The sequence below is a fragment of the Mesorhizobium sp. P2_F7 genome, assembly GCF_056403695.1.
Window position 1 is genome coordinate 262,764 of sequence record NZ_JBFUFA010000005.1, and the last position, 25,398, is coordinate 288,161.

The following is a 25,398-nucleotide window of genomic DNA, read 5'->3' on the forward strand; positions in this document are numbered from 1 at the left end:
TCAATGAGCACTGTCGCCTTCATCGGCTTGGGTAACATGGGCAATCCGATGGCCGCCAATCTGGCCAAGGCGGGGCATATTGTGAACGGCTTCGACCTGATGCCGGAGAATCTTGCGGTAGCGCGCGAGCACGGCGTTGTTGTCATGGCCAACGCGCCGGCCGCGGTGAAAGACGCCGATGTCGTCATCACCATGCTGCCCGCCGGCAAACATGTGCTCTCCGTCTATGAGGACATCGCGCCCAAGGCCAAGCCGGGCGCTCTGTTCATCGATTCCTCGACCATCGACGTCGAATCAGCCCGCAAGGCTCATGCCGTCGCCAGGAAACACGGCCTGCATTCGATCGACGCCCCTGTCTCCGGCGGCACCGGCGGCGCTGCCGCCGGCACGCTGACCTTCATGGCCGGCGGCACGAAGGACGCCTTCGCAGCAGCCGAACCGATCCTGAAGCCGATGGCAGGCCGCATCGTCCATTGCGGTGATGACGGCGCCGGCCAGGCGGCAAAAATCTGCAACAACATGATGCTCGGCATTTCGATGATCGGCGTCGCCGAGGCTTTCGTGCTGGCGGAAAAGCTCGGCCTCTCGCATCAGGCGCTGTTCGACGTCGCTTCGACCTCGTCGGGCCAGTGCTGGTCGCTGACAACCTACTGCCCGGTGCCCGGCCCGGTGCCGGCATCGCCGGCCAACAGGGATTACAAGCCTGGCTTTGCCGCGGCACTGATGCTGAAGGATCTGAAACTGTCGCAGGAGGCTGCGCAAAGCGCCGGCGCGGTGACGCCGATGGGGGCCGAAGCAGCCCAGCTCTATGCGCTGTTCAACGCCCAGGGAAATGGCGGCGCCGATTTCTCCGGCATCATAAATTTCCTTCGCGGCAATTCTCTATAAGTTTCGAATTTTGCAGTGGTTTTCTCGATTTTTATCGCGCGGAAAAATTGCAAATTTAGATTTGCTTAAGCTCTCGATAACCCGGCGGTAACGATGTGCCTATACAACGGACAGCGAGGCGGACATATCGCATCCGCCCGGCGCTCCGGATCAGGTCTCGCGTACCGGAGCCCGTAAGTTTCGCAAGTGTTTTGTTGGCGAAACGCCATGCGTATCTGGCAAAGCCGCGTTCCCGATGGGGCGCGGTTTTTGCGTTTCTAGGAACTATTGCTGCGTCGTCCGATTATATTTTGGTTGCCGCACCTGGACTGCCGATGTGATCCTCGTCAATCAGCACGATCGGCGCCCCTCCAGCCATGACGACAAGCAGGCGCAGGTTCCATTTTCCCGCGCTGCGCACGGCATGCGACATCACCCAGCCCCATCCATGGCTGCCATGGACGGGAATGCTGAGCTGGGCGTCGCCCGAGCCGCCGCCGACGACCTGGACGCTGCCGACCACCCAATAGCCGGCGTCAATATCTTCACCCAGTGCGGCCTTGACGCGGTCATCGGCGCGCACCGTCTCCATGGTTAGCCGGTAGGCGTCGCTGTTCTTCATCATGCGAGGGACGACGACGATCACGGCGGCGATACTGAGAAGCGAGACCACGAACAGGCTGAACCCGGCGATCGCCCAGTTGCGTTGCACCCTTCGAAAATGCTCGGCATCGCGCCAGGACACATTCTGCCACGCCCAGCGGCTGCCCTTGGCGCCCAGCACGAAGAGCATGACGATGTTTACCAACGGCACGAACATCAGCAGCGCGATGAACGTGTTGTTGGCGATGCCCCAAATCCAGTTGAGGAAAAACGCGCCCCAGTTCCAACGGTCGAGTTCGGGCGGAATTTCAGCGGGCTGGTTGAGCGGTTGTACGGCCATCATGTCCCCCATCGGCAAATATGCCTCAGCGGGTTTTAGCCTATGGCCCCGAAAACCGGAATCGGTTTTCGCTTCACCCTAAAGCCGTCATCAGCCCTTTGACGACAGCCGGCGAAAATTCGCTTTCACCGCGCGGCTGGCGGGCTTCAGCGCCGCACTGATCGACCGTTCCACGGCTATGCCGTTGAACAGCGACGGCGTGCGGCCGGAAAAAACCTCCGGCCAGAAGCGCGCCGTCGATTGCAGCAGCGCCATTTGCGCGGCAAACGCGCCTTCGGCCACCGCCGTTGCCTTTTCATGCACCGCGCGTGCGGTTTCAGGGCTCCAGCCCCGGCCGCTTTGTGCGTCTGCTGCCATCAGCGGCAGGCGCATCATCGCCACCAGCGGCGCCAGCATCAAATCCTGGCCGATCGCTGCCGCTTCCAGCACCCGCCGGCTCTTGCCTGTCTTTGTCATGAAAATGCCAACCCCAATGCAGCCGGTCTTGGCCGGTCCCGCAACACTACGCGCGACGAGGGCTATTCGTTCCCTCTTATTCACCACGCAAGTTGCATTTGTGGCCGGACGCCCTGATCGCAGGCGCCCGGCGATTGTTTTCGCCTACTTCTTGCGCAAATCCGCCAGTGCCAGATCCAGCGCCCTGGCGATGCGCTCGCAAGCCATGTCGATCGTCTCGCGGGTCCAGATCAGCGGCGGCGACAGGATCATCGTGTCGCCGGTGGCGCGCAGCATCATGCCTTGGGCGATCGCATGGTCGCGAACGGTAACGGCGGCGCTACCGGCCGGCAGGAAACGCTCCTTGGTCGCCTTGTCCTTGACGATCTCGATCGCCCCCATCAGCCCGATCGAACGCACCTCGCCGACCAGCTCGTGGCCGGCGATGCGCTCCTGCAGCGCCTGGGCGAAGTAAGGTCCGGTGTCGTTCTTGACCCGGTCGACAAGGCCTTCGCGCTCCATGATCTCGATGTTCTTCAGCGCCACCGCGCAGGCCACCGGATGCCCGGAATAGGTATAGCCGTGATAGAACTCGCCGCCCTTCTCGACCAGCGTCGCCGCGATGCGGTCGCCGACCAGCAGCGCCGAAAGCGGCTGGTAGCCCGACGTCAGCGCCTTGGCGGTGGTGATGGTGTCAGGCTCGATGCCGAAGGTCTGCGCGGCGAACCATTCGCCAGTACGGCCATAGCCGGTGATGACCTCGTCCAGCATCAAGAGCACATCGTATTTGCGGCAGATGCGCTGCACTTCCGGCCAGTAGCTCATCGGCGGGATTTTTACCCCGCCCGCGCCCATCACCGGCTCGCCGATGAAGGCCGCGACCTTGTCGACGCCGGCTTCGAGGATGGCGTCCTCGACCGCCTTGGCCGCGCGCAGGCCGAATTCATGGTCGCTTTCGCCGGGCAGCGCCAGCTCATAGGCATAGGGCATCATCACATGGACGATGTTGGGCACCGCGCCGCCGAGCTGCTTGTGCATCAGATCCATGCCGCCGAGCGACGTGCCGGCGACGGTCGAGCCATGATAGGCCGACTTGCGCGAGATGATGCGGTTCTTCTCCGGCTTGCCTTCCAGCGCCCAGAAATGGCGGACAAGCCTGAGTGCCGTATCGTTCGCCTCCGAACCGGAGGAGCCGTAGAAGACCTGGCTGACATGCTTGGGCGCCAGCTCCGCCAGCTTCTTCGACAACAGCACCGGCGTCGGGGTCGAGCATTTGAAGAAGGAGTTGTAGTAGGGCAATTCCTTCATCTGCGCGTAGGCCGCGTCGGCCAGTTCGTCACGGCCATAGCCGACATTGACGCACCACAGCCCGGCCATGCCGTCGAGGATCTCGGTGCCGTCGGCATCGTAGATGAACGGGCCGTTGGCGTGGGTGATGATGCGCGAGCCGGCCTCGCGCAATTCCTTGTGGTCGGTGAAGGGATGCAGATGATGCGCGGAGTCGATCTGCTGAAGCTGCTTCAGCGAATAATTCTGATAGGTCATGTCTGGATCTTTCCTCTGAAATCATTCCGGCGATGCCGGGGCGAATTCGTCAGAGGACGGCAGGTGGTGAATAACCGATGCGGGCGCACAGCCGCAAAAGCTCAGCACGCAGCGTGCGCGGCGACGGTGTCACCGCGACCCGAAATACGCGAGCCCCAAAGGCGCTGACCAAGATCCTGACGAGAGCCATGGCCGCACCTTAGAGCAAAGGCTGGTCGAGGTGAACCACCCTTTGCTTGGCCCACGAGGCGGCCTAGGCCTTGGCGGACAACGCCCGCTGCAGGAAGACATACTTCATTGCGGTTTGCGCGGCCTGTGGCCGGCGGTCGCCGCGCCCACCATGGCCGCCCTCGGTTTCCTCGAAGAACAAGGTCCTGTCGTGCCCGGCTTCCTGCAGCCGCGCCGCCATCTTACGGGCATGGCCGGGATGGACGCGGTCGTCGGCGGTCGACGTCGTCAGCAGCACCGGCGGATAGGCTGCATCGGCCGAGACGTGCTGATACGGCGAGTAAGCCCCCAGCCATTTGGCGTCTTCCGGCTTTGACGGATCGCCATATTCGGCCATCCACGAGGCGCCTGGCGGCAATTCGGTGTAGCGCAGCATGTCGAGCAACGGCACTTCGATGATGACGGCGCCGAACAGCTCGGGATGCTGCGTCAGCGAAACGCCGGTCAGCAAGCCGCCATTCGAACCGCCCTGGATGCCAAGCGAGCCGGCCGTTGCGATGCCGCGACGGACGACGTCTTCGGCCACCGCGGCGAAATCGTCGAAGGCAGTCTGGCGATTGCCCTTCAGTGCCGCCTGATGCCAGGCCGGCCCGAACTCGCCGCCGCCGCGGATGCAGGCCTGGACATAGGCATTGCCCTTCTCCAGCCACAACCTGCCGCGCACGCCGGCATAGCCGGGCAGCAATGGTATTTCGAAGCCGCCATAACCGTAGAGCAGCGTCGGCACCGGACCTTTCTGGTCGCGCCGCCTGACGACGAAATACGGGATCATCGTGCCGTCCTTCGAGCGCGCCTCGAACTGTTCGGAGACCAGCGGCGCGGCATCGAAATGCGCCGGCTGCGACTTCACCGTGGCCAGCGTGTCGCCATCGTCGTCCGACCAGATGATCGAGCTCGGCGTCAGGAAATCGGTGAAGGAGAAGGAGACGCTGGACCCGAAATGCTCGGCATGCGCAATGCCGACATTGCCGTTCTCGGGCAGCGCCACCGGCTTCAGCAACCAACGTTCGCCGGTGCGTTCGGCGACGATGACCTTGCCGCGCACATTGTCCATCAGGTTGATGAACAGCCGCTCCTGCGTGCGGGCAATGCTGGCGATGGACACGCGATGCGCCGGCTCGAGCATGGTCTCGACGGGGCCTAGTTCGCCGCTGTCAATCCAGCGCTCGAAATCCATGGAATAGAGGCCGTCGGGCTGGCACTCGGTGCCGTCAGGCGCCGTCCACGGGCTACGCACGCCGAACACCAGCCGCCCCTTGAAGAGTGCGGTATCGGCGACATCATCTGGCAGCGGGATGCGCCGGTTTTCGCCCGATGGCAGGCGCAGAAAACTGTGCGAGGAAAAGAAAGCAAGCGTGCGGGCCAGAAACAGATACTGCTTGCCGCTATCATGCTCGACGCCTGCACCGGCCGCGAGATCCTGCTTCTCCGCCTCGAAGATCGGCGTCGCATCCTCCAATCGCGTGCCGCGCTTCCACAGCTTGACGACGCGCGGATAGCCGGACTGGGTCTTGTCGTCTTCCTCGAAGGCGGCCGAGACAAGGACCGTGTCCTGGTCCAGCCAGGAAAAGCCGGATTTCGAGGCTGGAGCGCGGAAACCGCCCTCGACGAAGGATTTGGTTCCGATGTCGAATTCGCGCATCTCGCTGGCATCGCCACCATCCGGCGACATCGCGACCAGGCAGAGGTTGAAATCGGGGTAGAGGCGGCTGGCGCCGCTGAACACCCACTTCACGCCCTCCTTGGCCGACAGCACGTCGAAGTCGATGATCGTCTCCCAATCCGGCTTCTCGGTCTTGTAGGAGGCGACCGTCGTGCGGCGCCAGAGGCCGAGCACATTGGTCTTGTCCTGCCAGAAATTATAGACGTGACCGTTGAGCGCCGCGCCGACCGCGATGTTGTCTTCGGCCGTCATCAGGTCGAGCGCGGTCTCGAACGCCGCCCGGTAGGACGGGTCGCCTTGCAGTTCGCCGACCGTGATCTCGTTCTGGCCATGCACCCAGTCGAGCGATTCCTTGCTGGTCCGATCTTCGAGCCAAAGGAACTTGTCCTCGGCGGCTGCTTCGGTCTGGCGTTTTGTCGTCGATTGGGTCACGCGTGGTCTCCAAGCTTTTGTCTGGCGGCCCTGCCTACATCGCGTCGCAGGCGGTTTTATTCAAGATGGTGACGTCGGGGTATGCCTTCCCGCGCCTGCTCAACCCGTCATGCGTTTTTACGGCTGGCGGAGCGGTAGAGCGCGAAACCGACCAGCAGCGCGTCGAGGCCGGCGATCACAACGGGCAGGCCGAGCGGACCGATGGCCTGCATCAAGGCTCCGGCGCCGGGCGGGCCAACAATGCCGCCCGCGCCCCACATCAGCGCGAAAGCGGCGTTGCCGGCGACCAGCACCGTTCCCTTGAAGCGGCTGCCAAGTTCGACCAGCGCCATCGTGTAGACGCCGTAGCCGACCGCGCCCATGACGAGAAGGACGAGCCAGATCGCCGGCGTCGTGATCAGCAACGGCAGCAACACCGCACAGGTCGTTGTCGCCAGGGCACAGAAGATGATCATTGCGCGCCCGCCAAAACGCTCGGCCAGCAGGCCGAGCGGGATTTGCAGGAAGATGTTTCCCAGCGACAGCGCCATCACCAGAGCCGCCAGTGTCCTTTCGGGGAGGCCATAGGCGGCACCGAAGACCGGCATCAAGGCATAGGTGCCCTGCTGGACCGCCGCCGAAACCAGCACGGCAAACAGCAGCGCCGGCGCCAGCCTGGCGAAACCGAAAAATCCGCCGGACGACTGGCCGTCGTCCTCGAAGCCGGCAAGGCTCGAAGAGACTGCACGCAGGATCGCGGCGCACAGCACGAAGCCGGCCATCCCGACCAGGAAAGGAACCCAACCCGATATGCCAACCGCGGTCAGCACCAAAGGCCCGGCGGCGTAGCCCGCGCCCAGCACGGTGTTGAACGCGCCCATCACCCTGCCGCGGCGCGACGGCGGCGCCAGCGACAGCGCCCATACTTCGCCCAGTATATAGAGCGGGTTGATAACGATGCCGATGATGAAACGCAGGACGAACCAGCCCACCCAGTCCTGCAGATAGCCGATGCCGAGGAAGCACAGCGCCCCGATCAAGGAGCAACCGACAGCCAGCGTGCGTGCGCCAACCATCCGAACGGCTGCCGGCACGAACGATGCCGAAAGGATCAGGCCAAGCGGCATCATCGCAGCCGACAGGCCGATCAGTGCCGGCGACATGCCTTGCTTCTGCATCAGCAGCGTAAACAGCGGCGAACTCAGCCCTTGCGCCGCGCCGAACATCGCAAGGGCCGCGGTAACGCCGGCAAGCGCCGCCCATCGCGTCGCCGCTTCGCTGTCGCTCGAACCGGTCGTGGCCATGCTGTCTTTTCCAATGAGTTGCCGGCTATCCCGACCGGCAAACCACCGAGCTAGCGATTCGTTTCAGCGAAAGGAAGGGCCGCCGCCGAAATCCCCTTGCGCCAAGGGGCCTAGTGGGCGCGTCCTGTCCGTCAATTCCAAAGGTTGTCACCATGCCGTTCCGGCATGTCGCTTCCCTCGTCCTAGTGGTCGCCGCCTCCGCAATGGCCGGATGTCAGCCGGTCCATTATGCCGCCGCGATCCGCATTGTACGAGGACCATCATGACCGCTGCCCTGCAACCAGCCGAACCGCCTTTGGCCACCGACCGCGCCCGTCGCGGCGGCCGTGCGGGCAAGCGCGCCGGCGGCTCGGCCGCCTTCGAACAGCCGGCTTTCCGGCAGCTGAGAAACCCGCTGACGCCGACCAAGCTGGTCTCAGACGACGAGCTGGAATCGATCCATCTCGCCTCGTTGCGCGTGCTCAGGGAAATCGGCGTCGACGTGCTGCATGACGATGCCCGCCGCATCATGAAGGAACATGGCGCCGACGTGACCGCGGGCAGCGAGCGCGTCCGCTTCGACAGCGACATGATCCTCGAGCTGGTCTCGAACTGCCCGTCGGAGTTCACGCTGCATGCCCGCAACCCCGCGCACAATGTGCGCTTCGGCGGTAACAATGTGATCCTGTCGATGATGGCGTCGGCGCCCAACTGCTCCGACCTCGACCGCGGCCGCCGCCCCGGCAACCAGGCCGATTATCGCAACTTCCTGCGCCTGGCGCAGATGCACAACATCCTGAACTGCACCGGCGGCTATCCAGTCGAACCGACCGATATCCATCCGTCGGTGCGCCACCTCGAATGTATTCGCGACCTCGCCACGCTGACCGACAAGGTGTTCCACATCTATTCGCTCGGCAAGGAACGCAATGTCGACGGCATCGAGATCACCCGCATCGCGCGCGGCATCAGCCATGAGCAGATGCTCGAAGAGCCGTCCGTCTTCACCATCATCAACACCAATTCGCCGCTGAAACTCGACGTGCCGATGATGGAAGGCATCATCCAGATGTCGAGCAAGGGCCAGGTCGTCGTCGTCACGCCCTTCACCCTGTCGGGCGCGATGGCGCCCGTCACCATCGCCGGCGCGTTGGTGCAGCAGAATGCCGAGGCGCTGTCCGGCATCGCTTTCGCCCAGATGGTGCGCAAGGGCGCTCCGGTTGGCTATGGCGGCTTCACCTCCAATGTCGACATGAAGTCTGGTTCGCCGGCATTCGGCACGCCCGAATACATGAAGGCGCAGCTTGTCGGCGGCCAGCTTGCCCGCCGTTACAAGATCCCCTACCGCACCTCCAACACCTGCGCCGCCAACACCGTCGACGCCCAAGCCGCCTATGAAAGCGTGTTTTCGCTGTGGGGCGCCATCCAGGGCGGCGGCAATCTGATGATGCACGGCGCCGGCTGGCTCGAAGGCGGCCTGCGCTGCTCCTACGAGAAGACCATCCTGGACATCGACCTGTTGCAGATGGTGGCCGAGTTCCTGACCCCGCTCGACCTGTCCGACGAGGCGCTCGGCTTCGACGCCATCCAGTCTGTCGGCCCAGGCGGCCATTTCTTCGGCACCCAGCACACGCAGGACCGCTACAAGAACGCCTTCTATTCGCCCATCCTTTCCGACTGGCGCAATTTCGAGACCTGGGCAGAAGCCGGATCGCCGACCGCGCTGGAAAAGGCCAATAAGGTCTGGAAGGAACGGCTGGCGTCCTACGAGGAACCCTATATGGACCCGGCGATCCGCGAAGAGCTCAACGACTTTGTCGAAAAGCGCACGTCCGAAGGCGGCGCGCCGACCGATTTCTGATCAACATCGCGCAGCGTCTGTCTCGCCGCTGACCAACACCTGATTTAATTTACGCAAAAACGGACCCATCTTTATGAAATCTCACGTCAAAGCGGTTGTCATTGGCGGCGGCGTCGTCGGCTGCTCGGTTCTCTACCATCTGGCCAAGGCCGGCTGGACCGACATCATGCTGATCGAGCGCTCGGAGCTGACCTCCGGCTCGTCCTGGCACGCCGCGGGCGGCTTCCACACACTGAACGGCGACCCCAACGTCGCCAAGCTGCAGGCCTACACTGTGCAGCTCTACAAGGAGATCGAGGAGATCTCCGGCCAGTCCTGCTCGCTGCATCTGACCGGCGGCGTGATGATGGCCGATACGCCCGAACGCATGGACTTCCTGCGCCTTGCCCATGCCAAGGGCCGCTATCTCGGCATGGACACCGAGCTGATCACGCCGTCGGAAGCCAAGGCGATGTTCCCGCTGATGGACGAGACCAATTTCGTCGGCGCCATGTGGGACCCGGTCGAAGGCCATCTCGACCCCTCCGGCACCACCATTGCCTACTCCAAGGCAGCCAAGAAACTCGGCGCCGAAATCGTGCTGCGCAACCGCGTTGTTGATCTCACGCAGCAGCCCGACGGCACCTGGAATGTCGTTACCGAACGAGGCACGGTCCACGCCGAGCATGTTGTCAATTGCGGCGGCCTGTGGGCGCGCGAGATCGGCCGGATGGTCGGCGTCGAACTGCCGGTGCTGGCGATGGAGCACATGTACCTGCTCACCGAGCCGATGCCGGAGGTCGAGGAGTTCAACAAGTCGACCGGCCGCGAAATGATCGGCGTGCTCGACTTCAAGGGCGAGATCTACACCCGCCAGGAGCGCAACGGCATCCTGCTCGGTACCTATGAAAAGGCCTGCAAGCCGTGGTCGCCGGTCAACACGCCGTGGGATTTCGGCCACGAACTGCTGCCGCCGGACCTCGACCGTATCGCGCCGTCGCTGGAAATCGGCTTCAAGCATTTCCCCGGCATCGAAAAGGCCGGCATCAAGCAGATCATCAACGGCCCCTTCACCTTCGCGCTCGACGGCAACCCGCTGGTCGGCCCGGTGCAGGGCCTGACCAATTTCTGGTGCGCCTGCGCCGTCATGGCCGGCTTCAGCCAGGGCGGCGGCGTCGGCCTCGCACTGTCCAACTGGATGGTGCATGGCGATCCCGGTTTCGACGTCTGGGGCATGGATGTCGCCCGCTTCGGCGAGTGGGCCGGCCTGCGCTACACCAACGCCAAGGTGCGCGAAAACTATTCGCGCCGCTTCTCCATCCGCTTCCCCAACGAAGAACTGCCGGCCGCGCGCCCGGCGCAGACGACGCCGCTCTACGACACCATGCTCGCCAACAACGCCGTCATGGGCGACAGCTGGGGCCTGGAAACGCCGCTGTGGTTCGCGCCGAAGGGCAAGGAGCCGAAGGACATCGTCTCGTTCCACCGCTCCAACGATTTCGGGCCGATCGGCGAGGAAGTCCGCGCCACGCGCGAAAAAGTCGGCGTCACCGAGATTGCCAACTTCGCCAAATACGAAGTGTCGGGATCAGGCGCGGAGGATTTCCTCAACCGCCTGATGACCAACCGCATGCCGAAGATCGGCCGCATCGTGCTGACGCCGATGATCAACGAATTCGGCAAGCTGATCGGCGACTTCACCATCGCCAAGGCCGGCGAAGACCGCTTCATGATCTGGGGTTCGTCGGCCGCGCAGAAATACCACATGCGCTGGTTCGAAAAGCATCTGCCGAAGGATGGTTCGGTACGCATCCATCGCTTCGACCAGACGCTGGTCGGTCTTTCGATCGCCGGGCCGAAATCGCGCGACCTCCTGCAGAAGCTGGTCGATGTCGACATCTCGACCAAGGCGTTCCGCTTCATGGACTTCCGCGAAATGGCGGTCGGCGGCGCACCCTGCATGGTCAACCGCATCACCTATACCGGCGATCTCGGCTACGAGATCTGGATGGCGCCCGCCTACCAGCGTCTGGTCTATAAGGCCATCAAGGATGCCGGCGAGGAGTTCGGCCTGGTCGATTTCGGCATGCGCGCGCTGCTGTCGATGCGCCTGGAAAAGAACTTCCCAACCTGGTTCCGCGAACTGCGACCGATCTACGGGCCGTTCGAAGGCTCGATGGACCGCTTCATCAAGCTCGAGAAGAACGACTTCATTGGCCGCGACGCCGCCGCCAAGGAACAGGCGGAAGGACCGAAGCTGCGCCGTGTCTCCTTCATCGTCGATGCGGCCGATGCCGACGTGATGGGCGACGAGCCGATCTGGGCCAAGGTCAGCAAGGACTATGGGACGGTGGAAAAGCCGCATGGTTACGGCGCGCCGCGCTTCGACACGGCGGGCAAGGAAGTGCGCGGCTCGAAGGCGGCTGAAGGGGCTTCGGCCGTACGCGGTATCGTCGACGGCGATTGGCGCGTGGTCGGCTGGGTGACCTCGGGCGGCTATGCGCACTCCGTGCAGAAATCGATGGCGCAAGGCTATGTGCCCGCAGCGCTTGCCGAGGACGAAAGTGCCGGCCTGTTCGAGATCGAGATCCTCGGCCATCGGCGCTCCGCCCGCATCAATGTCGAGGCGCCCTTCGACCCCAGCGGCGAGAAGATGCGGACCTGAAAGGCGACAGCGTTTGCAAGATCGTGTAAGGGGCCTTCGGCAGTTGGCCGCAGGCATTCCTCGATGAGAAGACGATCCCCTTGCAGTATCTAGAGAAATGGACGGACTGGCTGTGCGAAGGCAAGGTCGGTCCCTTCAACGCCGCGCTTGTCTGTCTCGCGGTCTATTGCCTCGTCCAGATCGTGGTGATGGCGCTGCTGTCCCATATCGTCGGAACCGGCGTCGGCGTCGACGATTCCGAACAGCTGATGTACATGCACTACCTCTGGGCCGGCTATGGCGGCTCGCAGCCGCCTCTCTATACATGGCTTGCCCGCCTCGTCGCCGGCGTGGTCGGAACGAACATACTCGCGCTCAAGATCGTGAAGTATCTTCTGATCGGCATGGCGCTGGCGTCGGCTTTCATCGCTGTCCGCCGTCTCGGCTATTCCAGCCGGGCTGGCGCCGCCGCTATGTTCGGCCTGCTGTTGTTTCCGCAGATGGTGTGGGAGATGCAGCATGCCCTCACCCACTCGATTGCCGCCTTCTGTTTTTCAGTGGTGCTGTTTCTTGCGCTCGTCGAACTGGTGCAGCGGCGATCGCTTACCGCCTATGTGTTGTTCGGTGTGGCTATCGCTGCCGCGATCCTGTCGAAATACAACAATGTGATTTTTCTCGGCGCGCTGGTGCTGTCCACCCTGTCGCTGCGTGAAACACGCGGCGCGATCCTCAACCGCCAGTTTCTGCTCAGCCTCGCACTGGCCGTGCTGCTTTGCCTGCCGACATTCTACTGGAGCCTGACTCACACCGACCAGGTCCTGTCGCACGCCGGCGGTTTCGGCATGGCCAGGGAAAGCGGCGTGATCCTGAACGCGTCCTCCGGAGTGTGGGGGCTGGGCAAGGCGATGCTGAATTTCGCACTGTTGCCGGCCGGGATATTCGCGGCAGCTTTTCTCATCGCGAGGAACAAGCCAGCGCCGGCCCTGCAACCGGCGCCATGGACCGAGAAACTGGTGTGGCGCACGATCGGCTTTGCGCTTGGTATGACGGTCGTGCTCGTCCTGGCGAGCGGCGCGACGCAATTTCGCGATCGCTGGATGCTTCCCATCCTTGTGTTGCTGCCCGTCGCACTCGCCCTCCGCATGGACATCAAGGGCGATAGGGGCCGGAAGTGGCAGGAGATCATCGTCTTTGTCGGCGCAACGCTTGCCATCCTGGTGCTGCCCTTGACCTGGTACACGCACCTTTATGGCGGCGACAGCCGCGGCAGCATCGCGCGTGTGGACTACAATTCGCTCTACAGCCAGTTGACGGCAAACGGACCGATACGCACCACCGTATCGAGCTGGCACTGGTTGGGAAATCTGCGTCTGGTCGACCCCGATCTCGTCGTCCTCGATGGAGAATTGCCGGACTTCGGCCAATTGCTGAAAGAGCCGGCGGTGTTCGTCACCGCAGACGACAGGGTGGGGGTCGAAACTATCCTCAAACTGCTGGATCAGGCGGGCTACGCAGCGGATGGCCCGCCGCAACAGCTGGCCGTGCCCATGCTGTTCGGCAGCGACCCGCCCACCCGCATAGTGACTGTCACGCGGCTGAAGAAGGTGGCGGCAGCGGCAGGCGCGGCACCACAATAGCAGCGACAGGGAGGCGTCGGGGTGGAGAAGCAAGCGTTCGGTCGTCACCGCAAGATCATGCCGTTTGAGCCGGGCTCGCTCGAGGCGTTGCGCGACGCCTCGCGCCAGAAGGCGGCTTCGCTGAACCAGCATGTGCTGGGATATGGCGCGCAGGCTGAATCCGAATGGCAAGCGGCAGGCATCGCAGCACCCGACCTTGCCGCGATGCGCCAATACCGGCTCGAGCGCATCCGCGCGGAGCTGAAGCGCCGAAACTATGCCGGCGCCCTGCTCTACGACCCGGTCAACATCCGCTACGCCACCGATTCGACCAACATGCAGCTCTGGGTCGCGCACAACCCGACCCGCCACTGCTTTGTCGCCACCGAGGGACCCGTGGTGCTGTTCGACTATTTCTCCTGCGAGCATCTCTCCGACCATTCCGGCGTCGTCGACGAGGTGCGGCCGGCAGTGTCGTGGATGTATCTCTATAGCGGCGAACTGACCGAACAGAAGGTCCGCCGCTGGGCGGCCGGCATCGCCGATCTGGTCAGGGAGCATGGCGGCGGCAACAGCCGCATCGCCGTCGACCACATCAATCCCGAAGGCGTCGAGGAACTCGGCCGGCTCGGCATTGCCATCGGCAATGGCGAAGCGGTGATGGAAAATGCGCGGCTGATCAAGTCACCCGACGAGATCCTCGCCATGCGCCGCGCCATCGTCGCCTGCGAGGCTGCGATGGGCGAGATGGAAGCGGCGTTGAAGCCGGGCATCTCCGAAAACGAATTGTGGGCCGAACTCCATCGCGGCAACATTGCGCGCGGCGGCGAATGGATCGAGACCCGGCTGCTGGCGTCAGGGCCGCGCACCAATCCGTGGTTCCAGGAATGTTCGTCGCGCGTCATCGAGGAAGGCGACCTCGTCGCCTTCGACACCGACCTGATCGGCCCCTACGGCTTCTGCGCCGATCTCTCACGGACCTTCCTTTGCGGTGACGAAAGGCCGTCGAACGAGCAGCGTGACCTGTTCCGCATCGCGGCCGACCAGATCGCCCACAACACGCAACTGATGCAGCCCGGCATCTCCTTCCGTGACCTGGTCGAACGCTCCGTGGTGCCGCCGGGAGACTGCTTCCCGACGCGCTACGGCGTGCTCTACCACGGCGTCGGACTGGCCGACGAATATCCGACGCTGCCGCATGCCAGCGACTGGACACCGGACACGCCTGACGGCGTGCTGGAGCCGGGCATGGTGCTGTGCGTGGAAAGCTATATTGGCAGGCTTGGCGGACACGAGGGCGTCAAGATCGAGGAGCAGATCCTGATCACCGAGACGGGCAACGAGCAGCTTTCAACCTACCCGTTGGATGCGAGGCTGCTCGGCTAGTGCGGCAAGCGCCTCGCGCAGCGCCTTGAGCGTCTTTTCCGGCGTCGTCCTGGCGGTGATGTAGGGCAGGCCTTTACGCCGTGCGGTCCAACCGACAACAGCGACGTTGCGCGCCGCCGGCTCGAAACGCTGCCCAAGCGCCCAGCTCTCACAATCGATCGCCGCGATATCCGCCCCGCCCTCGGCCACTGTGACGATCGAGCCGCGATGGCCGCCGCTTTCGCTGCGCGACGAAAAGATATCCAGACTTTCGCCGGCGGCTTGCAGGTCGCGCGTCAACCCGATGACGCCCGACATCGAATCGAGATTGTTGAAGGTGAAGCGCTTGCCACGCATGAGATCGAGCGGCAGCGAGGCTTTGCCATCCGCTGGCGAGCGAACCTGTGGCCCCTCACCTGTCCGCATCACCAGCGCGCTCGAATAGAGTTCGCCCTGGCCGCCCTCATAAGCGTCGTAGCTCGGCTGTCCGGCCACCTGCACCTGTTTGGACAGGCCAAGCTCCATCGGCCCCCAGCAGGTCTGCGCGAACAGCAGCGCCGGATGCAGCCACAGTTGGTGATAGTCGAGTTCGTCCGGCGGCAATGTCGCCGGATCGGGCGCGATCAATCTGCCCTCGGCGTCGTGGATTCCGCCCGGCACCGGCGGCAGGTCGCCATTACGGCGCACGATGGCCTGCGGCGCATCGATGCCATTTTGTCGGAAGGCGTCCCGCAACCGGGCCCATTGCGCGTCGACCTCGTCGCGCACTTCGGGCCAGTCATACATCGGCAAAGCCGCTATCAATTCACTCATGCCGACACTCAATCATCATGTCTGGAAAAAGGATCGCAAAAACGCGGCGTCCAATCAGAATTGGCCGACACAGGTCCCCAGATGCCCGAAATTATTCCTTGGGTGGCTCGGCGGGAACCGGCGCGCTGCCAAGCCCGCTGATGCTGCGCGCCCTGACGCGCGGCTTGAACGCCCTGCCCGGCTCGGCCTGGCGCCGCAGCACCGGGTGCACGATCGGCTCCTTTGCCTTGAAGGCGTAGGCTTTGATCAGCGCGAAATAGTTCGGATAGGCATAGCCGTTGTTCATCCGAAGCCACTCGTCGCGGCGGTCGCGAAACAGTTTTGGCAGTCTGTACCAGGCCACCGTCGGGGTCTTGTGGTGGACGAAGTGCAGATTGTTGTTGAGGAACAGGTACGACAGCGGCGAGCGCTCGATGATCACTGTGCGCCCCTCCGGATGCTCGGACCACTGATGCTCGGCGAAAGTGCGGACGGCGATCAGCGACTGGCCGAGCCAGACCGGCGCCAGAATGTAGAGCCATACGGGGATGCCGAAGCCGAACTGCACGACCGGCAGCACGATGGCGAGGCCGATCGCATGCAGCAGCCATGCCTTGCGGATCGCCTTGTCGCCGGCAATGACATGCTTGGCGTCGTCGATGAAGAAACCGATGCAGGACAGCAACGGGCCGAGGAAGAACCGGCCGGCCATGGTGTTGTTGATCTTGAGCAGGAACTTCATCGTCGGCGGCAGATCGTCATGCATCCACAGCGCCTGGTAATAGCTCTCGGGATCGTCGAGCGGGTCGGTCAGCCGCTCGTCGGCGTGGTGGCGCAGATGAAGCGTCTTGAAGCGACGGAACGGCCAGACCAGGCCGATCGGCAGGAAGACGAAGGCTTCATTGATCAGCGCACTGCGCGTCGGATGGCCATGCAGCACCTCGTGCATGATCGACGACTGCAAGGCCAGGATGAAACCGAGGAGAATGAGGGCGGGGATCGGATACGAGGGCCAAAGCAGGAGCCCGACAGCAAGCCATGTTCCGTAACAGAAGAAAGCGAGAACCACGGTCGGCCATTCGATGGCCGCTGCGTTGCGTCGCTTGATGCTCTTGCCTGCCATGCTATCGACCACTGTCCCTCAGTCGCCGGAACCCCAATTGGTTCCTGACAGCATAATGTCAGGAGAAGCGATTCCACTCAACGAGACAAAGTGTACAAAATGTTGCATTTGCGCATTTTCAACCGCACATGTTACACATTGTAAACAACCTTAGGGATTCATTTACGCCTGAAGCGCTGATTCGACGGCTATGGCGCAAATTTTTCCTCAAATAGCCTAGGGAACGAACAGTGGACAAACGGGATCTGTCAGCCATCTTTCGGGAGCGTCTGAAGCTGCTCCTGACACGCTCCGACCTCAACCAGTCGGCCTTCGCGTCAGCAGTCGGCATCGACCGGTCGGCGCTGTCGCAACTGATGTCCGGCGCCTCGACGCGCCTGCCGCGCGCAGAGACGCTGCTCAACATTGCCGCTGAATTCAAAGTGTCGCTGGATTGGCTGCTGGGCTTGAGCCAGGACGAGGGCGTCACCGGTGAAATCCGCGAAAGCCTGGAGATCGAGGAGGCGCCCGACGGCTTCGACCGCACGCTGCTCGCCAAATGGTTCGCGGAAGCTGCCGGCACCAAGATCCGCTATGTGCCGGCCGGCATTCCCGACCTTCTGCGCACCCACCAGCTGGTCGACTATGAGGCCAACATCACCAACCGCAGCCGTTCAGCGCAAGCCAGCGAGACGCAGTACCGCATCGAGTATAACCGGCGCCCGGAGACCGACATGGAGGTCTGCATGCCGCGCCACACGCTGGAGATCTTTGCCCGCGGCCTCGGCGTCTGGGACCGTTTTCCCGAGGCAGACCGGCGGCAGCAGCTCGCCCACATGGCGACCCTGCTTGACGATCTTTATCCGACCTTCCGGCTGTTTCTCTATGACGGCCGCATGCGCTACTCGATCCCGCTGACCATCTTCGGCCCCTACCGCGCCGCCATCTATGTCGGCGACATGTATGTGGTGCTGAACGCCACCCAGCCGGTGCAGGCGCTGACCCAGCATTTCGACAATCTGATCCGCGCCGCCGACGTCAACCCGCACGAAGCAGCCGCCTTTGCACGCAATCTGGCCGGCGCATCATTCCCGTCGGGTTCTGCCTGATCGCCGACACTCCCGGAAAGGCGCGCAGAGCGGCAACCGCGGGCCGCAAACACATTGACTGGACATAAAGACTTCTTTATATCCTTATTCCATTCGAAAATCTGAAAGCCGATCCGATGACCGCGACCAATCCCATCGACGCATTGCTGGCCGAAAAGGGTGTGCTGCTCGCCGACGGCGCCACCGGCACCAATCTGTTTGCCATGGGTCTGGAAGCCGGCGAAGCGCCCGAGTTGCTCAACGAGACAGCGCCTGACACCATTACCAGCCTGCATCAGAATTTCGTCGATGCCGGCGCCGACATCATTCTTACCAACTCCTTCGGCGGCACCCGCCACCGGCTGAAGCTGCACCACGCGCAGGATCGCGTGCATGCGCTGAACAAGCGCGCCGCCGAGATCGCCCGCGCTGTTGCCGACAAGGCCGGCAGGAAAGTGATCGTCGCCGGCTCGGTCGGCCCGACCGGCGAGTTGCTGGTGCCGCTCGGCGCCATGACCTATGACGAGGCGGTCGAGGCCTTCGCCGAACAGATCGAAGGTCTGAAGGAGGGCGGCGCCGAAGTCGCCTGGATCGAGACCATGTCGGCCCCGGACGAAATCCGCGCCGCGGCCGAAGCCGCGATCCGCGTCGGCCTGCCCTACACCTATACCGGCTCCTTCGACACCGCCGGCCGCACCATGATGGGGCTGCTGCCCAGGGATATCCATGGCGTCGTCGACGGGCTGTCGCAAAACCCGCTCGGTGTCGGCGCCAATTGCGGTGTCGGCGCTTCCGACATCCTGGCCTCGCTGCTCGACATGACCGATGCGAGGCCGAAGGCGACGGTGATCGTCAAGGGCAATTGCGGCATTCCGGAGTTCCGCGGCACCGAGATCCATTATTCCGGCACGCCGGAGCTGATGGCCGACTATGTCAGGCTGGCGGTCGATGCCGGCGCCAAGATCGTCGGCGGCTGCTGCGGCACCTCGTTCCAGCACCTTGCCGCCATGCGCAAGGCACTCGACGCGCACACCAAGGCGGATCGTCCGACTGTCGCGGCGATCGTCGAACGCATCGGTCCGATGCGCAACAAGGTGGCGACGGAAAACACCGCCGAGACCAGCGAAGCCCGCCGCGAGCGCCGTCGCAGCCGGGCCTGATATCCAATGCATGTCGCTCAAAAGTGTCTGCGGTTTTGAGAGAACGACATGCATGAAACAGGGGCCTAAAGCGCGCCGGCGCGCTTTAGGCGTTACTCGCTGTTTTCAGCGTAACGCGATAGCGCCGTCTTGAAATCCACGACGGTGCTGTCGGCGTTTCCGCTCATCGTCGTCACCAAGTCACCCGATGACTCCGGATTGCCGATCTGCTCCAGCATGACGCGGAAGCGGTCGTTGTTCAGCGCCGACATCGCCGTGGTCCTGGCCGCGGCCACATCATTCATGATGCGCCGAGATTCCGCCGAAGGCGCCTGCGAAGCGGTCGACTGAACGTCCCCTGCTGCCGGCATCGAAGTCGCAATGTATCTGATCTGCAATTCGGCCCCCAAAGCCCTGTATTAGCTCTTCGTAACAAGAGGAAATTGCGATCAGGTTCCGGAATTGCCGCACAATTTAACGATCCGGCACATCACCCTTTGTTCGAGGCGCTCACCCAAATACCACCAGGCCCGAAAAAAAGGCCGGCAAGGGAAAGATCCCTCGCCGGCCTGCCTCACCCGCCCGAGCCGGTTCCCCCGTATCAGAACGACCCCCGTCTGAAAGGAACCGGCTGTATTGCCACTACCGGTTACCGCCCAGCGCCGAGGCAAGGCGCACAAGCGAAAGGAACTCGGACCTGTACCCAAACGGGTCGGCTCCTCGGGCGGCGGTGGCAATCTCCATGATCTTGTCGTAGCCGAACTTCGCGGTCGCATCCTCGTCGCGCAGCTTCTGGCCGAAGGCGGCGACAGCGACGGAGAAGCGCTGGTCGGTGCTGGCCTGGTCGAAGGACTCGACCTCGTTGGCCGAGGTCACCGGCGTGGTGATCAGCTTCGAGACGTCTTCGTTCGGCAGCTTGTAGCGAATCTTGACGAAGGCATATTCGTCAGCATTGGCGACGCCGCCATTGTTGACGGTTGCCTGGCCGTAGCGAAGCGGATCGATCTGTTCGCCACCACTGCCCTTCGGCGTGATCTCGTAGATCGCGGTGACCGAATGGCCGGAGCCGATGTCGCCGGCATCGACGCGATCATTGTTGAAATCCTCGCGGTTCAAGGCGCGGGTTTCATAGCCGATCAGCCGGTATTCCGAGACCTTGTCCGGGTTGAACTCGACCTGGATTTTGACGTCCTTGGCGATGGTGAACAGCGTCGAGGAGGCATCCTCGACCAGAACCTTCTCGGCCTCGGCCAACGTGTCGATATAGGCGGCGGTGCCGTTGCCGTTCTGGGCGATGGTCTGCATCATCTGGTCGTTCAGATTGCCGCGGCCGAAGCCGAACACCGACAGGAAGACGCCCGTCTTGCGCTCCTGCTCGATCAACCGCTTCAGGTCCTCGTCATCAGTCTGGCCGACATTGAAGTCGCCGTCTGTGGCCAGCATCACACGGTTGATACCGTCCTTGACGAAGGACTGCTGGGCAAGCTTGTAGGCTTCCTTGATGCCCGCCTCGCCGGCCGTCGAGCCGCCAGGCGACAGATTGTCGATCGCATTGAGGATCTTGTCCTTCTCGGTGACCTTGGTCGGCATCAGCACCGTGCCGGCATCACCGGCATAGGTGACGATCGAGATCGTGTCGTCAGCCTTCAGCTTGCTGACCAGCAGCCGGAACGCCGACTTGAGCAGCGGCAGCTTGTCCGGCTCGTCCATCGAACCCGACACGTCGATCAGGAACACCAGATTGGCCTTGGGCTGCTCGACCGGCTTGATGTCGAAACCCTTGATGGCGACGTGCATCAGCTTGGTGTGCCCGTTCCACGGCGTCGGCATGACGCTGACGGTCGAGTTGAACGGCGTCGACGCGGAGTCCGGACCCTTCCAGTCATAGGGGAAGTAGTTGACCATCTCCTCGACGCGCACCGTATCGGCCTGCGGCAGGTAGCCCTGCTTCAGCGAGCCCCGTACGAAGGAATAGGAAGCGGTGTCGACGTCGATCGAGAAGGTCGAGACCGGATCCTGAAGGGCTGCATGCACCGGATTGGTCTTGAAATCCTCGACGCGGTCGCGGTTTGGCTCCCGCGGCGCAATCTGGTCGGCCGGCAGCGTCGAAGGCTGCTGTGGCGCCATCAGCTTGGACTCGGCGGCCCCCTGGACACGGCTGGCGCGCGTGGCATCGGCCGCTGGCGCAGGCGGTGTCAGTCGCATGATAACTTGGCCACCCGATGGCGCGGCCTCGGTGTTTGGCGCAGGCTCGGGCGCCTGCTGGTTTGTCTGCAAAGTGCCGTACTCGGCTTCGTTCACCTTCGCCGCAGCCTCGGTCTTCGGCGACGCATCGCCTCCCAGATCAGCGGTCGGACCCGACCCAGACTTCGGCGCGGTCGGCGTGACAAGCGCATCGTTGACGTCTCGGCTTCGCACCTCGGCGTCGGCGTCGGCCTTCTTCAAGTCGCCTTCGGGCGCCTGCTTGTCTTTTGCCGGCGCGTTGATCGCGGGCTTGTCGGCCAGCGTTTCGGTGATCTTCTCGTCGCCGCCGAACGGCGACGGCTGTTCCCTCAGCATGTGGAAGGTGGCGTATCCGGCGATTGGCAGGGCGACGAGCCCGGCGATGGCCGGCGTGGCAATGAGTTTCTTTTGCATGATCTCGCTCCAGAGCTTTTGTGCTCGCTCTGTGAGACGAAGCCCGCCAACCGATCCTTGGGTGACGGCGGAAATATTTTCCTGATCATAGGCGCGCATAGCGGCTTCAAAGGCGCGTGCCTTCGCGCTCTCGCCCGGCGCCGGTACTGCTGCGTCGCGCAGCCTGTTGAGTTCGTTGTCGTCGACCATGGTCACACTTCCCCGGCTGAACGCATCAAGGTCTTCAGCCGTTTCTTCGCTTCATGGATGTGCCAGGAAACCGTCGTCTCCGAGATTGCCATTGCCTCGGCGGCGGCCGCATGGCTCAAACCTTCGCCATAGACCAGAAGTACTGCATCGCGCTGCTTGTCCGGCAATTGCCGCACCGCAGCCCAGAGCGCCTCAGTCGGATCTTCGGGCTCGGCCGACGCCTCACCCGAAATCATGCTGTAGGCGCCGTAGGCCTCGGTCTTGACGTTTTCGCGCGTGGTCTTGCGCATCATGTCGCGCGCCGCGTTCATCGTCACGGAATAAAGCCATGTCGTGAACGCACCGCCGCCGCGATAGTCGCGGATCGCCTTGCCGAGACGGACGCAGACTTCCTGGGCGATGTCTTCGGCATCGGCCTTTTTCCCGCACCAGCGATAGGCGGCGCGATAGACGAAGTCGTAGTGCCGCTCCAGCAATTTGCCGAAGGCACCCCTGTCTCCGCCCTTCGCCCGCCCGATCAATTCGGCGTCGGAGGCTTCGCTCTCATCCAGCATCATCGCCATCATTTGCCTGTAGGACGAAGGCTAATGGCCAATCCTTGGGCTTATGGAAAGATTTTTTTCCGGAGCAACGGATTCCAGATGCGCGACAGGTGTGTGGAGATTCAGGTCAGGCCGAGCCGAAAACGATTGATACCGAGAACCGGAGCGGAGCGTACTTTTGGTACGCGAGCACCGGAAGCACAGAAAGCCGTCGTTTGCAGGCCGGCCTCACCTGAATATCAACACACCTGGCCTGCGACCCAGCCGGACGACCAAGCCCATTGGAAATTATAGCCACCCAACCAACCCGTGACATCGACAACTTCGCCGATGAAAAACAGCCCCGGTACGGACTTAGCCTGCATCGTCTTTTGGTCGAGCGCGTTCGTATCGACCCCGCCAAGCGTCACTTCGGCGGTGCGATAGCCTTCCGAGCCGGCCGGCTTGATGCGCCAGTCATTGACGGCGGCTTCGACGGTTTTCATCTGCAGGTCCGTCAGATCGGCAAGATTGCCGTCTATCCCGCTGCGCTCCGCAACCGCTTGTGCAAGCCGCTTCGGCAGGTGGTTTGCCAGCACAGTCTGCACCGCCTGCCTGCCGTTGACGCGCCGGGCAGTGCGCAGCAGCTCTGCCACATCCCTCCCCGGCAGCATGGCGATGCGGATCTCGTCGCCCTCGCGCCAGTAGGACGATATTTGCAGGATGGACGGCCCGCTCAGGCCGCGATGGGTAAACAGCATCGCCTCCGAAAACCGGGTCTTGCCGCAAGAGACGTCAGCGTCGACGGCGTTGCCGGCCAAAGGCGCCAGCCGCTCGAGCGTCCTGGCGTCGAAGGTCAGCGGCACCAGAGCCGGGCGGGTTTCCACCACCGCCAGGCTGAACTGCGCCGCAAGCTCGTAGCCGAAACCCGTCGCGCCCATCTTGGGGATCGACTTGCCGCCGCAAGCAACGACCAGCGATTGGCAGGCGACCGTTCCACTGGTGAGCGAAAGCACAAACCCTTCCACGGTCCTGGTGACATCCCTGACCTCGGTCGACAATGCCAATTCCGCACCCCGGTCCCGCATCTCCGCGACCAGCATGCCGATGATCTGCTGCGCCGAGCCATCGCAAAACAGCTGTCCCAGCGTCTTCTCGTGATAGGCGATGCCATGGCGTTCGACGAGCGCGATGAAGTCGCGCTGTGTGTAGCGGCTGAGCGCCGAGATGCAGAAGTACGGATTGCCGGAGACAAAATTCTTCGGGCTGGTGTGGATGTTGGTGAAATTGCAGCGGCCACCGCCCGAGATGCGGATCTTCTCGCCGGGCTTTGCCGCGTGATCGAGCACCAGCACCGAGCGGCCACGCTTGCCTGCCTCGATGGCGCACATCATTCCGGCCGCACCCGCGCCGATCACCACGACATCATAGGATTGCATCAGGCTGTTCGTTCTCGCTCGACTGGTGGCGTTTGGCAGGCCGCGCCAATCGTGCAGTCTCTACCCGTTCGTTGCGACTGCAGGCAACGCCTCGTTAGATCAGCGTCTCGGCGAACAGTGTCGTCAATCGCTTCCAGTGACGCTCGGCGCCGGTGGCGTTGAAGACGCTGTGGTCCGAAACGCACCAGCCATGCGCCATGCCGGCGTAGTTTTCGATGGCATGGTCGACTTCCGCCACGCGCAGCGCCTCAGCCAGCCGCGCTGATTGCTCCGGCGGAAAGCTGCGATCGACTCCCGATGTTCCGACATAGACGCGCGCCTTGATCGAGGCAGCCTTGCGGTGCGGACTGTCGGCGGCATCGCTTGCCAGATTGCCACCGTGGAAGCTGGCGGCGGCCTTGATCCTGTCGGGATAGGTTGCAGCCGCATTCAAGGCCCGCGCCCCGCCCATGCAGTAACCGACGGTGCCGACCTGTCCGGTGACACCTTCAGCAGAGAGCGTGTCGAGAAACGCCCCGCTATCGCGGATGGTCATGTCCTGTGTCGTGCCATGGACCAACGCCGTCAGCGCGACCTTGGTCTCCTCCACGACGAAAGCGGTCTTGGGCTCGAACGGCCCGTAGGGTGCCTTGCGATAGAAAAGATCCGGCATCAGCACCGCGTAGCCCTCGCCTGCAAGCCGCTCCGCCATTGCGTCGAGCGCCGGCCGCGGGCCGAAAGCGTCCATGTAGAGAATGATGCCGGCCTTGGCCGGGGAAGCGGCCGCCGGACGGAACAACCCCGCTGTCGCAACGCCGTCCTCGGTCTTTATCTCAATGTCCTGCTTCGCCATGGCCCGCTCCGTTGACTGTCGTGCGATACATATCCGCAGGCATTGTCAGGGCAAGCTGTTCCCTGACAATTGCGTTCAACATTCTGTGCGGGCGCTTAACACCCCGCTAGAGGCCGGCAAAGCTCGCCATGTGAAAGGCCTGAACCTCAGGGGGATAGCGATAGGCCGTGCCATACGGACAAGCGTTGCGGTCGAGGCAGCCACCGCCCCGACACGGTTCGCCATTCGCTCCCCGCACATGCGCCAGGCACGCCTCATAGGCGAAGCCGTCCACGGAATAGGCATCCACCGGACAGGATTTCAGGCAAGGTTTTTCGACACATGCGTCGCAAAGGTGAATCACCTCGCGAGGTTCCGGAAGCGCGATCGCATCCTCGAACAGCAGCGCGCCGCGATAGGCGTGCCAGAGCCCGTATTTCGGATGCATGAGAATACCGAGCGGCGACGGTTTCAGCCCTTCGGCCCGCATCGCCCATTGCTGGAACGGCAAATACGGCTTGTCGGATGGCGAAACCGCGCGCGCGCCAAATTTTTCCGCAACCGCGCCGATCACCTCGCGCGACCATGTGTCGAGCGGGTTGGCGATGACCTCCGGTTGCCGTTCGCGCCAGCGCTGGAAATGCAACCAGGGTGCCGCACCCGCCTGTCCGACCAGAAGGGTTGACTTGGCGGCTGCGCCTGAAACGGCAAGGGGAACCTCCTCGCCTGCCGCGAAGTTGAACCCGCCGCGAAGAATGAGGCCGTTGGCGGAAAGCGCGGCCGCTATCTCGTCAGCGGTGCCGCGCGCAATCATCCCTTCTGGTCCGGGTCGGAGAAAGC

20 protein-coding genes are annotated in these 25,398 nt (G+C 63.1%); 7 read left to right on the plus strand and 13 right to left on the minus strand.

Translation table 11 applies throughout. From position 1 onward, the window contains the following. Window positions 1-3: 3 nt before the first annotated feature. Complete coding sequence (mmsB, locus tag AC1DZ8_RS19910; protein ID WP_477307367.1) at window positions 4-888, plus strand: 3-hydroxyisobutyrate dehydrogenase; 885 nt, start codon at window positions 4-6, stop codon at window positions 886-888. A gap of 283 nt (window positions 889-1,171) precedes the next feature. Here the strand turns inward: mmsB and AC1DZ8_RS19915 are convergent, their stop codons facing one another. From AC1DZ8_RS19915 to AC1DZ8_RS19935, 5 genes are all read right to left on the minus strand, one after another. Beyond that, complete coding sequence (locus AC1DZ8_RS19915) at window positions 1,172-1,813, minus strand: cytochrome c oxidase assembly factor Coa1 family protein (protein ID WP_477307369.1); 642 nt, start codon at window positions 1,811-1,813, stop codon at window positions 1,172-1,174. An 87-nt stretch (window positions 1,814-1,900) separates the two neighbouring features. Next, a complete protein-coding gene (locus AC1DZ8_RS19920; protein WP_477307371.1) occupies window positions 1,901-2,266 on the minus strand; it encodes a hypothetical protein in 366 nt (121 codons plus the stop codon). Window positions 2,267-2,410: 144 nt separating this feature from the next. Beyond that, window positions 2,411-3,790: an aspartate aminotransferase family protein gene (locus AC1DZ8_RS19925; protein ID WP_477307373.1), complete on the minus strand. Its 1,380-nt coding sequence runs from the start codon at window positions 3,788-3,790 to the stop codon at window positions 2,411-2,413. A 253-nt stretch (window positions 3,791-4,043) separates the two neighbouring features. Beyond that, entirely contained in the window at window positions 4,044-6,113 is a 2,070-nt protein-coding gene (locus tag AC1DZ8_RS19930) for a prolyl oligopeptidase family serine peptidase (protein ID WP_477307375.1), read from the minus strand. A gap of 107 nt (window positions 6,114-6,220) precedes the next feature. Next, window positions 6,221-7,396: an MFS transporter gene (locus AC1DZ8_RS19935; protein WP_477307377.1), complete on the minus strand. Its 1,176-nt coding sequence runs from the start codon at window positions 7,394-7,396 to the stop codon at window positions 6,221-6,223. A gap of 262 nt (window positions 7,397-7,658) precedes the next feature. On the opposite strand from AC1DZ8_RS19935, the gene AC1DZ8_RS19940 reads away from it, so the two are divergent. The 4 genes from AC1DZ8_RS19940 (at window position 7,659) to AC1DZ8_RS19955 (ending at window position 14,861) form a co-directional block, all read left to right on the plus strand. Further along, entirely contained in the window at window positions 7,659-9,236 is a 1,578-nt protein-coding gene (locus AC1DZ8_RS19940; protein ID WP_477307379.1) for a trimethylamine methyltransferase family protein, read from the plus strand. A gap of 73 nt (window positions 9,237-9,309) precedes the next feature. Beyond that, entirely contained in the window at window positions 9,310-11,880 is a 2,571-nt protein-coding gene (locus tag AC1DZ8_RS19945) for a GcvT family protein (protein WP_477307381.1), read from the plus strand. Between the two features lie 80 nt (window positions 11,881-11,960). Beyond that, window positions 11,961-13,496: an ArnT family glycosyltransferase gene (locus tag AC1DZ8_RS19950; protein ID WP_477307383.1), complete on the plus strand. Its 1,536-nt coding sequence runs from the start codon at window positions 11,961-11,963 to the stop codon at window positions 13,494-13,496. 57 nt (window positions 13,497-13,553) lie between these two features. Next, window positions 13,554-14,861: a M24 family metallopeptidase gene (locus tag AC1DZ8_RS19955; protein WP_477307490.1), complete on the plus strand. Its 1,308-nt coding sequence runs from the start codon at window positions 13,554-13,556 to the stop codon at window positions 14,859-14,861. Here AC1DZ8_RS19955 and AC1DZ8_RS19960 read toward each other — a convergent pair. Together AC1DZ8_RS19960 and AC1DZ8_RS19965 are read right to left on the minus strand one after the other, a co-directional pair. Next, window positions 14,826-15,653: a PhnD/SsuA/transferrin family substrate-binding protein gene (locus AC1DZ8_RS19960; RefSeq protein ID WP_477307385.1), complete on the minus strand. Its 828-nt coding sequence runs from the start codon at window positions 15,651-15,653 to the stop codon at window positions 14,826-14,828. The genes AC1DZ8_RS19955 and AC1DZ8_RS19960 overlap by 36 nt on opposite strands. Before the next feature lie 91 nt (window positions 15,654-15,744). After that, on the minus strand, window positions 15,745-16,755 hold the full coding sequence (locus tag AC1DZ8_RS19965) for a fatty acid desaturase (protein ID WP_477307387.1): 1,011 nt from the start codon (window positions 16,753-16,755) through the stop codon (window positions 15,745-15,747). Window positions 16,756-16,985: 230 nt separating this feature from the next. Here AC1DZ8_RS19965 and AC1DZ8_RS19970 point away from each other — a divergent pair, with 230 nt between their 5' ends. Both AC1DZ8_RS19970 and bmt read left to right on the plus strand, forming a co-directional pair. Next, window positions 16,986-17,843, plus strand: coding sequence for a helix-turn-helix domain-containing protein (locus tag AC1DZ8_RS19970; protein ID WP_477307389.1), 858 nt, complete (start codon window positions 16,986-16,988; stop codon window positions 17,841-17,843). A 116-nt stretch (window positions 17,844-17,959) separates the two neighbouring features. Next, window positions 17,960-18,982, plus strand: coding sequence for a betaine--homocysteine S-methyltransferase (bmt, locus tag AC1DZ8_RS19975; protein ID WP_477307391.1), 1,023 nt, complete (start codon window positions 17,960-17,962; stop codon window positions 18,980-18,982). Between the two features lie 92 nt (window positions 18,983-19,074). Here the strand turns inward: bmt and AC1DZ8_RS19980 are convergent, their stop codons facing one another. The 6 genes from AC1DZ8_RS19980 to AC1DZ8_RS20005 all read right to left on the minus strand — a co-directional run bounded on the left by AC1DZ8_RS19980 (window position 19,075) and on the right by AC1DZ8_RS20005 (window position 25,372). After that, window positions 19,075-19,266 carry a hypothetical protein gene (locus tag AC1DZ8_RS19980; protein ID WP_477307393.1) on the minus strand — a complete coding sequence of 64 codons (192 nt, stop codon included), beginning with the start codon at window positions 19,264-19,266 and terminating at the stop codon, window positions 19,075-19,077. A gap of 337 nt (window positions 19,267-19,603) precedes the next feature. Further along, the gene (locus tag AC1DZ8_RS19985; RefSeq protein WP_477307394.1) at window positions 19,604-21,787 is read right to left on the minus strand and encodes a vWA domain-containing protein; all 2,184 of its coding nucleotides are present in this window, start codon (window positions 21,785-21,787) and stop codon (window positions 19,604-19,606) included. 2 nt (window positions 21,788-21,789) lie between these two features. After that, window positions 21,790-22,350 (minus strand): RNA polymerase sigma factor, encoded by a 561-nt coding sequence (locus AC1DZ8_RS19990; RefSeq protein WP_112565450.1) that lies wholly within the window; start codon window positions 22,348-22,350, stop codon window positions 21,790-21,792. A 218-nt stretch (window positions 22,351-22,568) separates the two neighbouring features. Continuing rightward, entirely contained in the window at window positions 22,569-23,747 is a 1,179-nt protein-coding gene (locus AC1DZ8_RS19995; protein WP_477307396.1) for a BaiN/RdsA family NAD(P)/FAD-dependent oxidoreductase, read from the minus strand. 94 nt (window positions 23,748-23,841) lie between these two features. Further along, the gene (locus AC1DZ8_RS20000) at window positions 23,842-24,579 is read right to left on the minus strand and encodes a dienelactone hydrolase family protein (protein WP_477307398.1); all 738 of its coding nucleotides are present in this window, start codon (window positions 24,577-24,579) and stop codon (window positions 23,842-23,844) included. Window positions 24,580-24,685: 106 nt separating this feature from the next. Further along, window positions 24,686-25,372, minus strand: a complete 687-nt coding sequence (locus tag AC1DZ8_RS20005) for a hypothetical protein (protein ID WP_477307400.1) — start codon at window positions 25,370-25,372, stop codon at window positions 24,686-24,688. Between the last annotated feature and the right edge of the window lie 26 nt (window positions 25,373-25,398).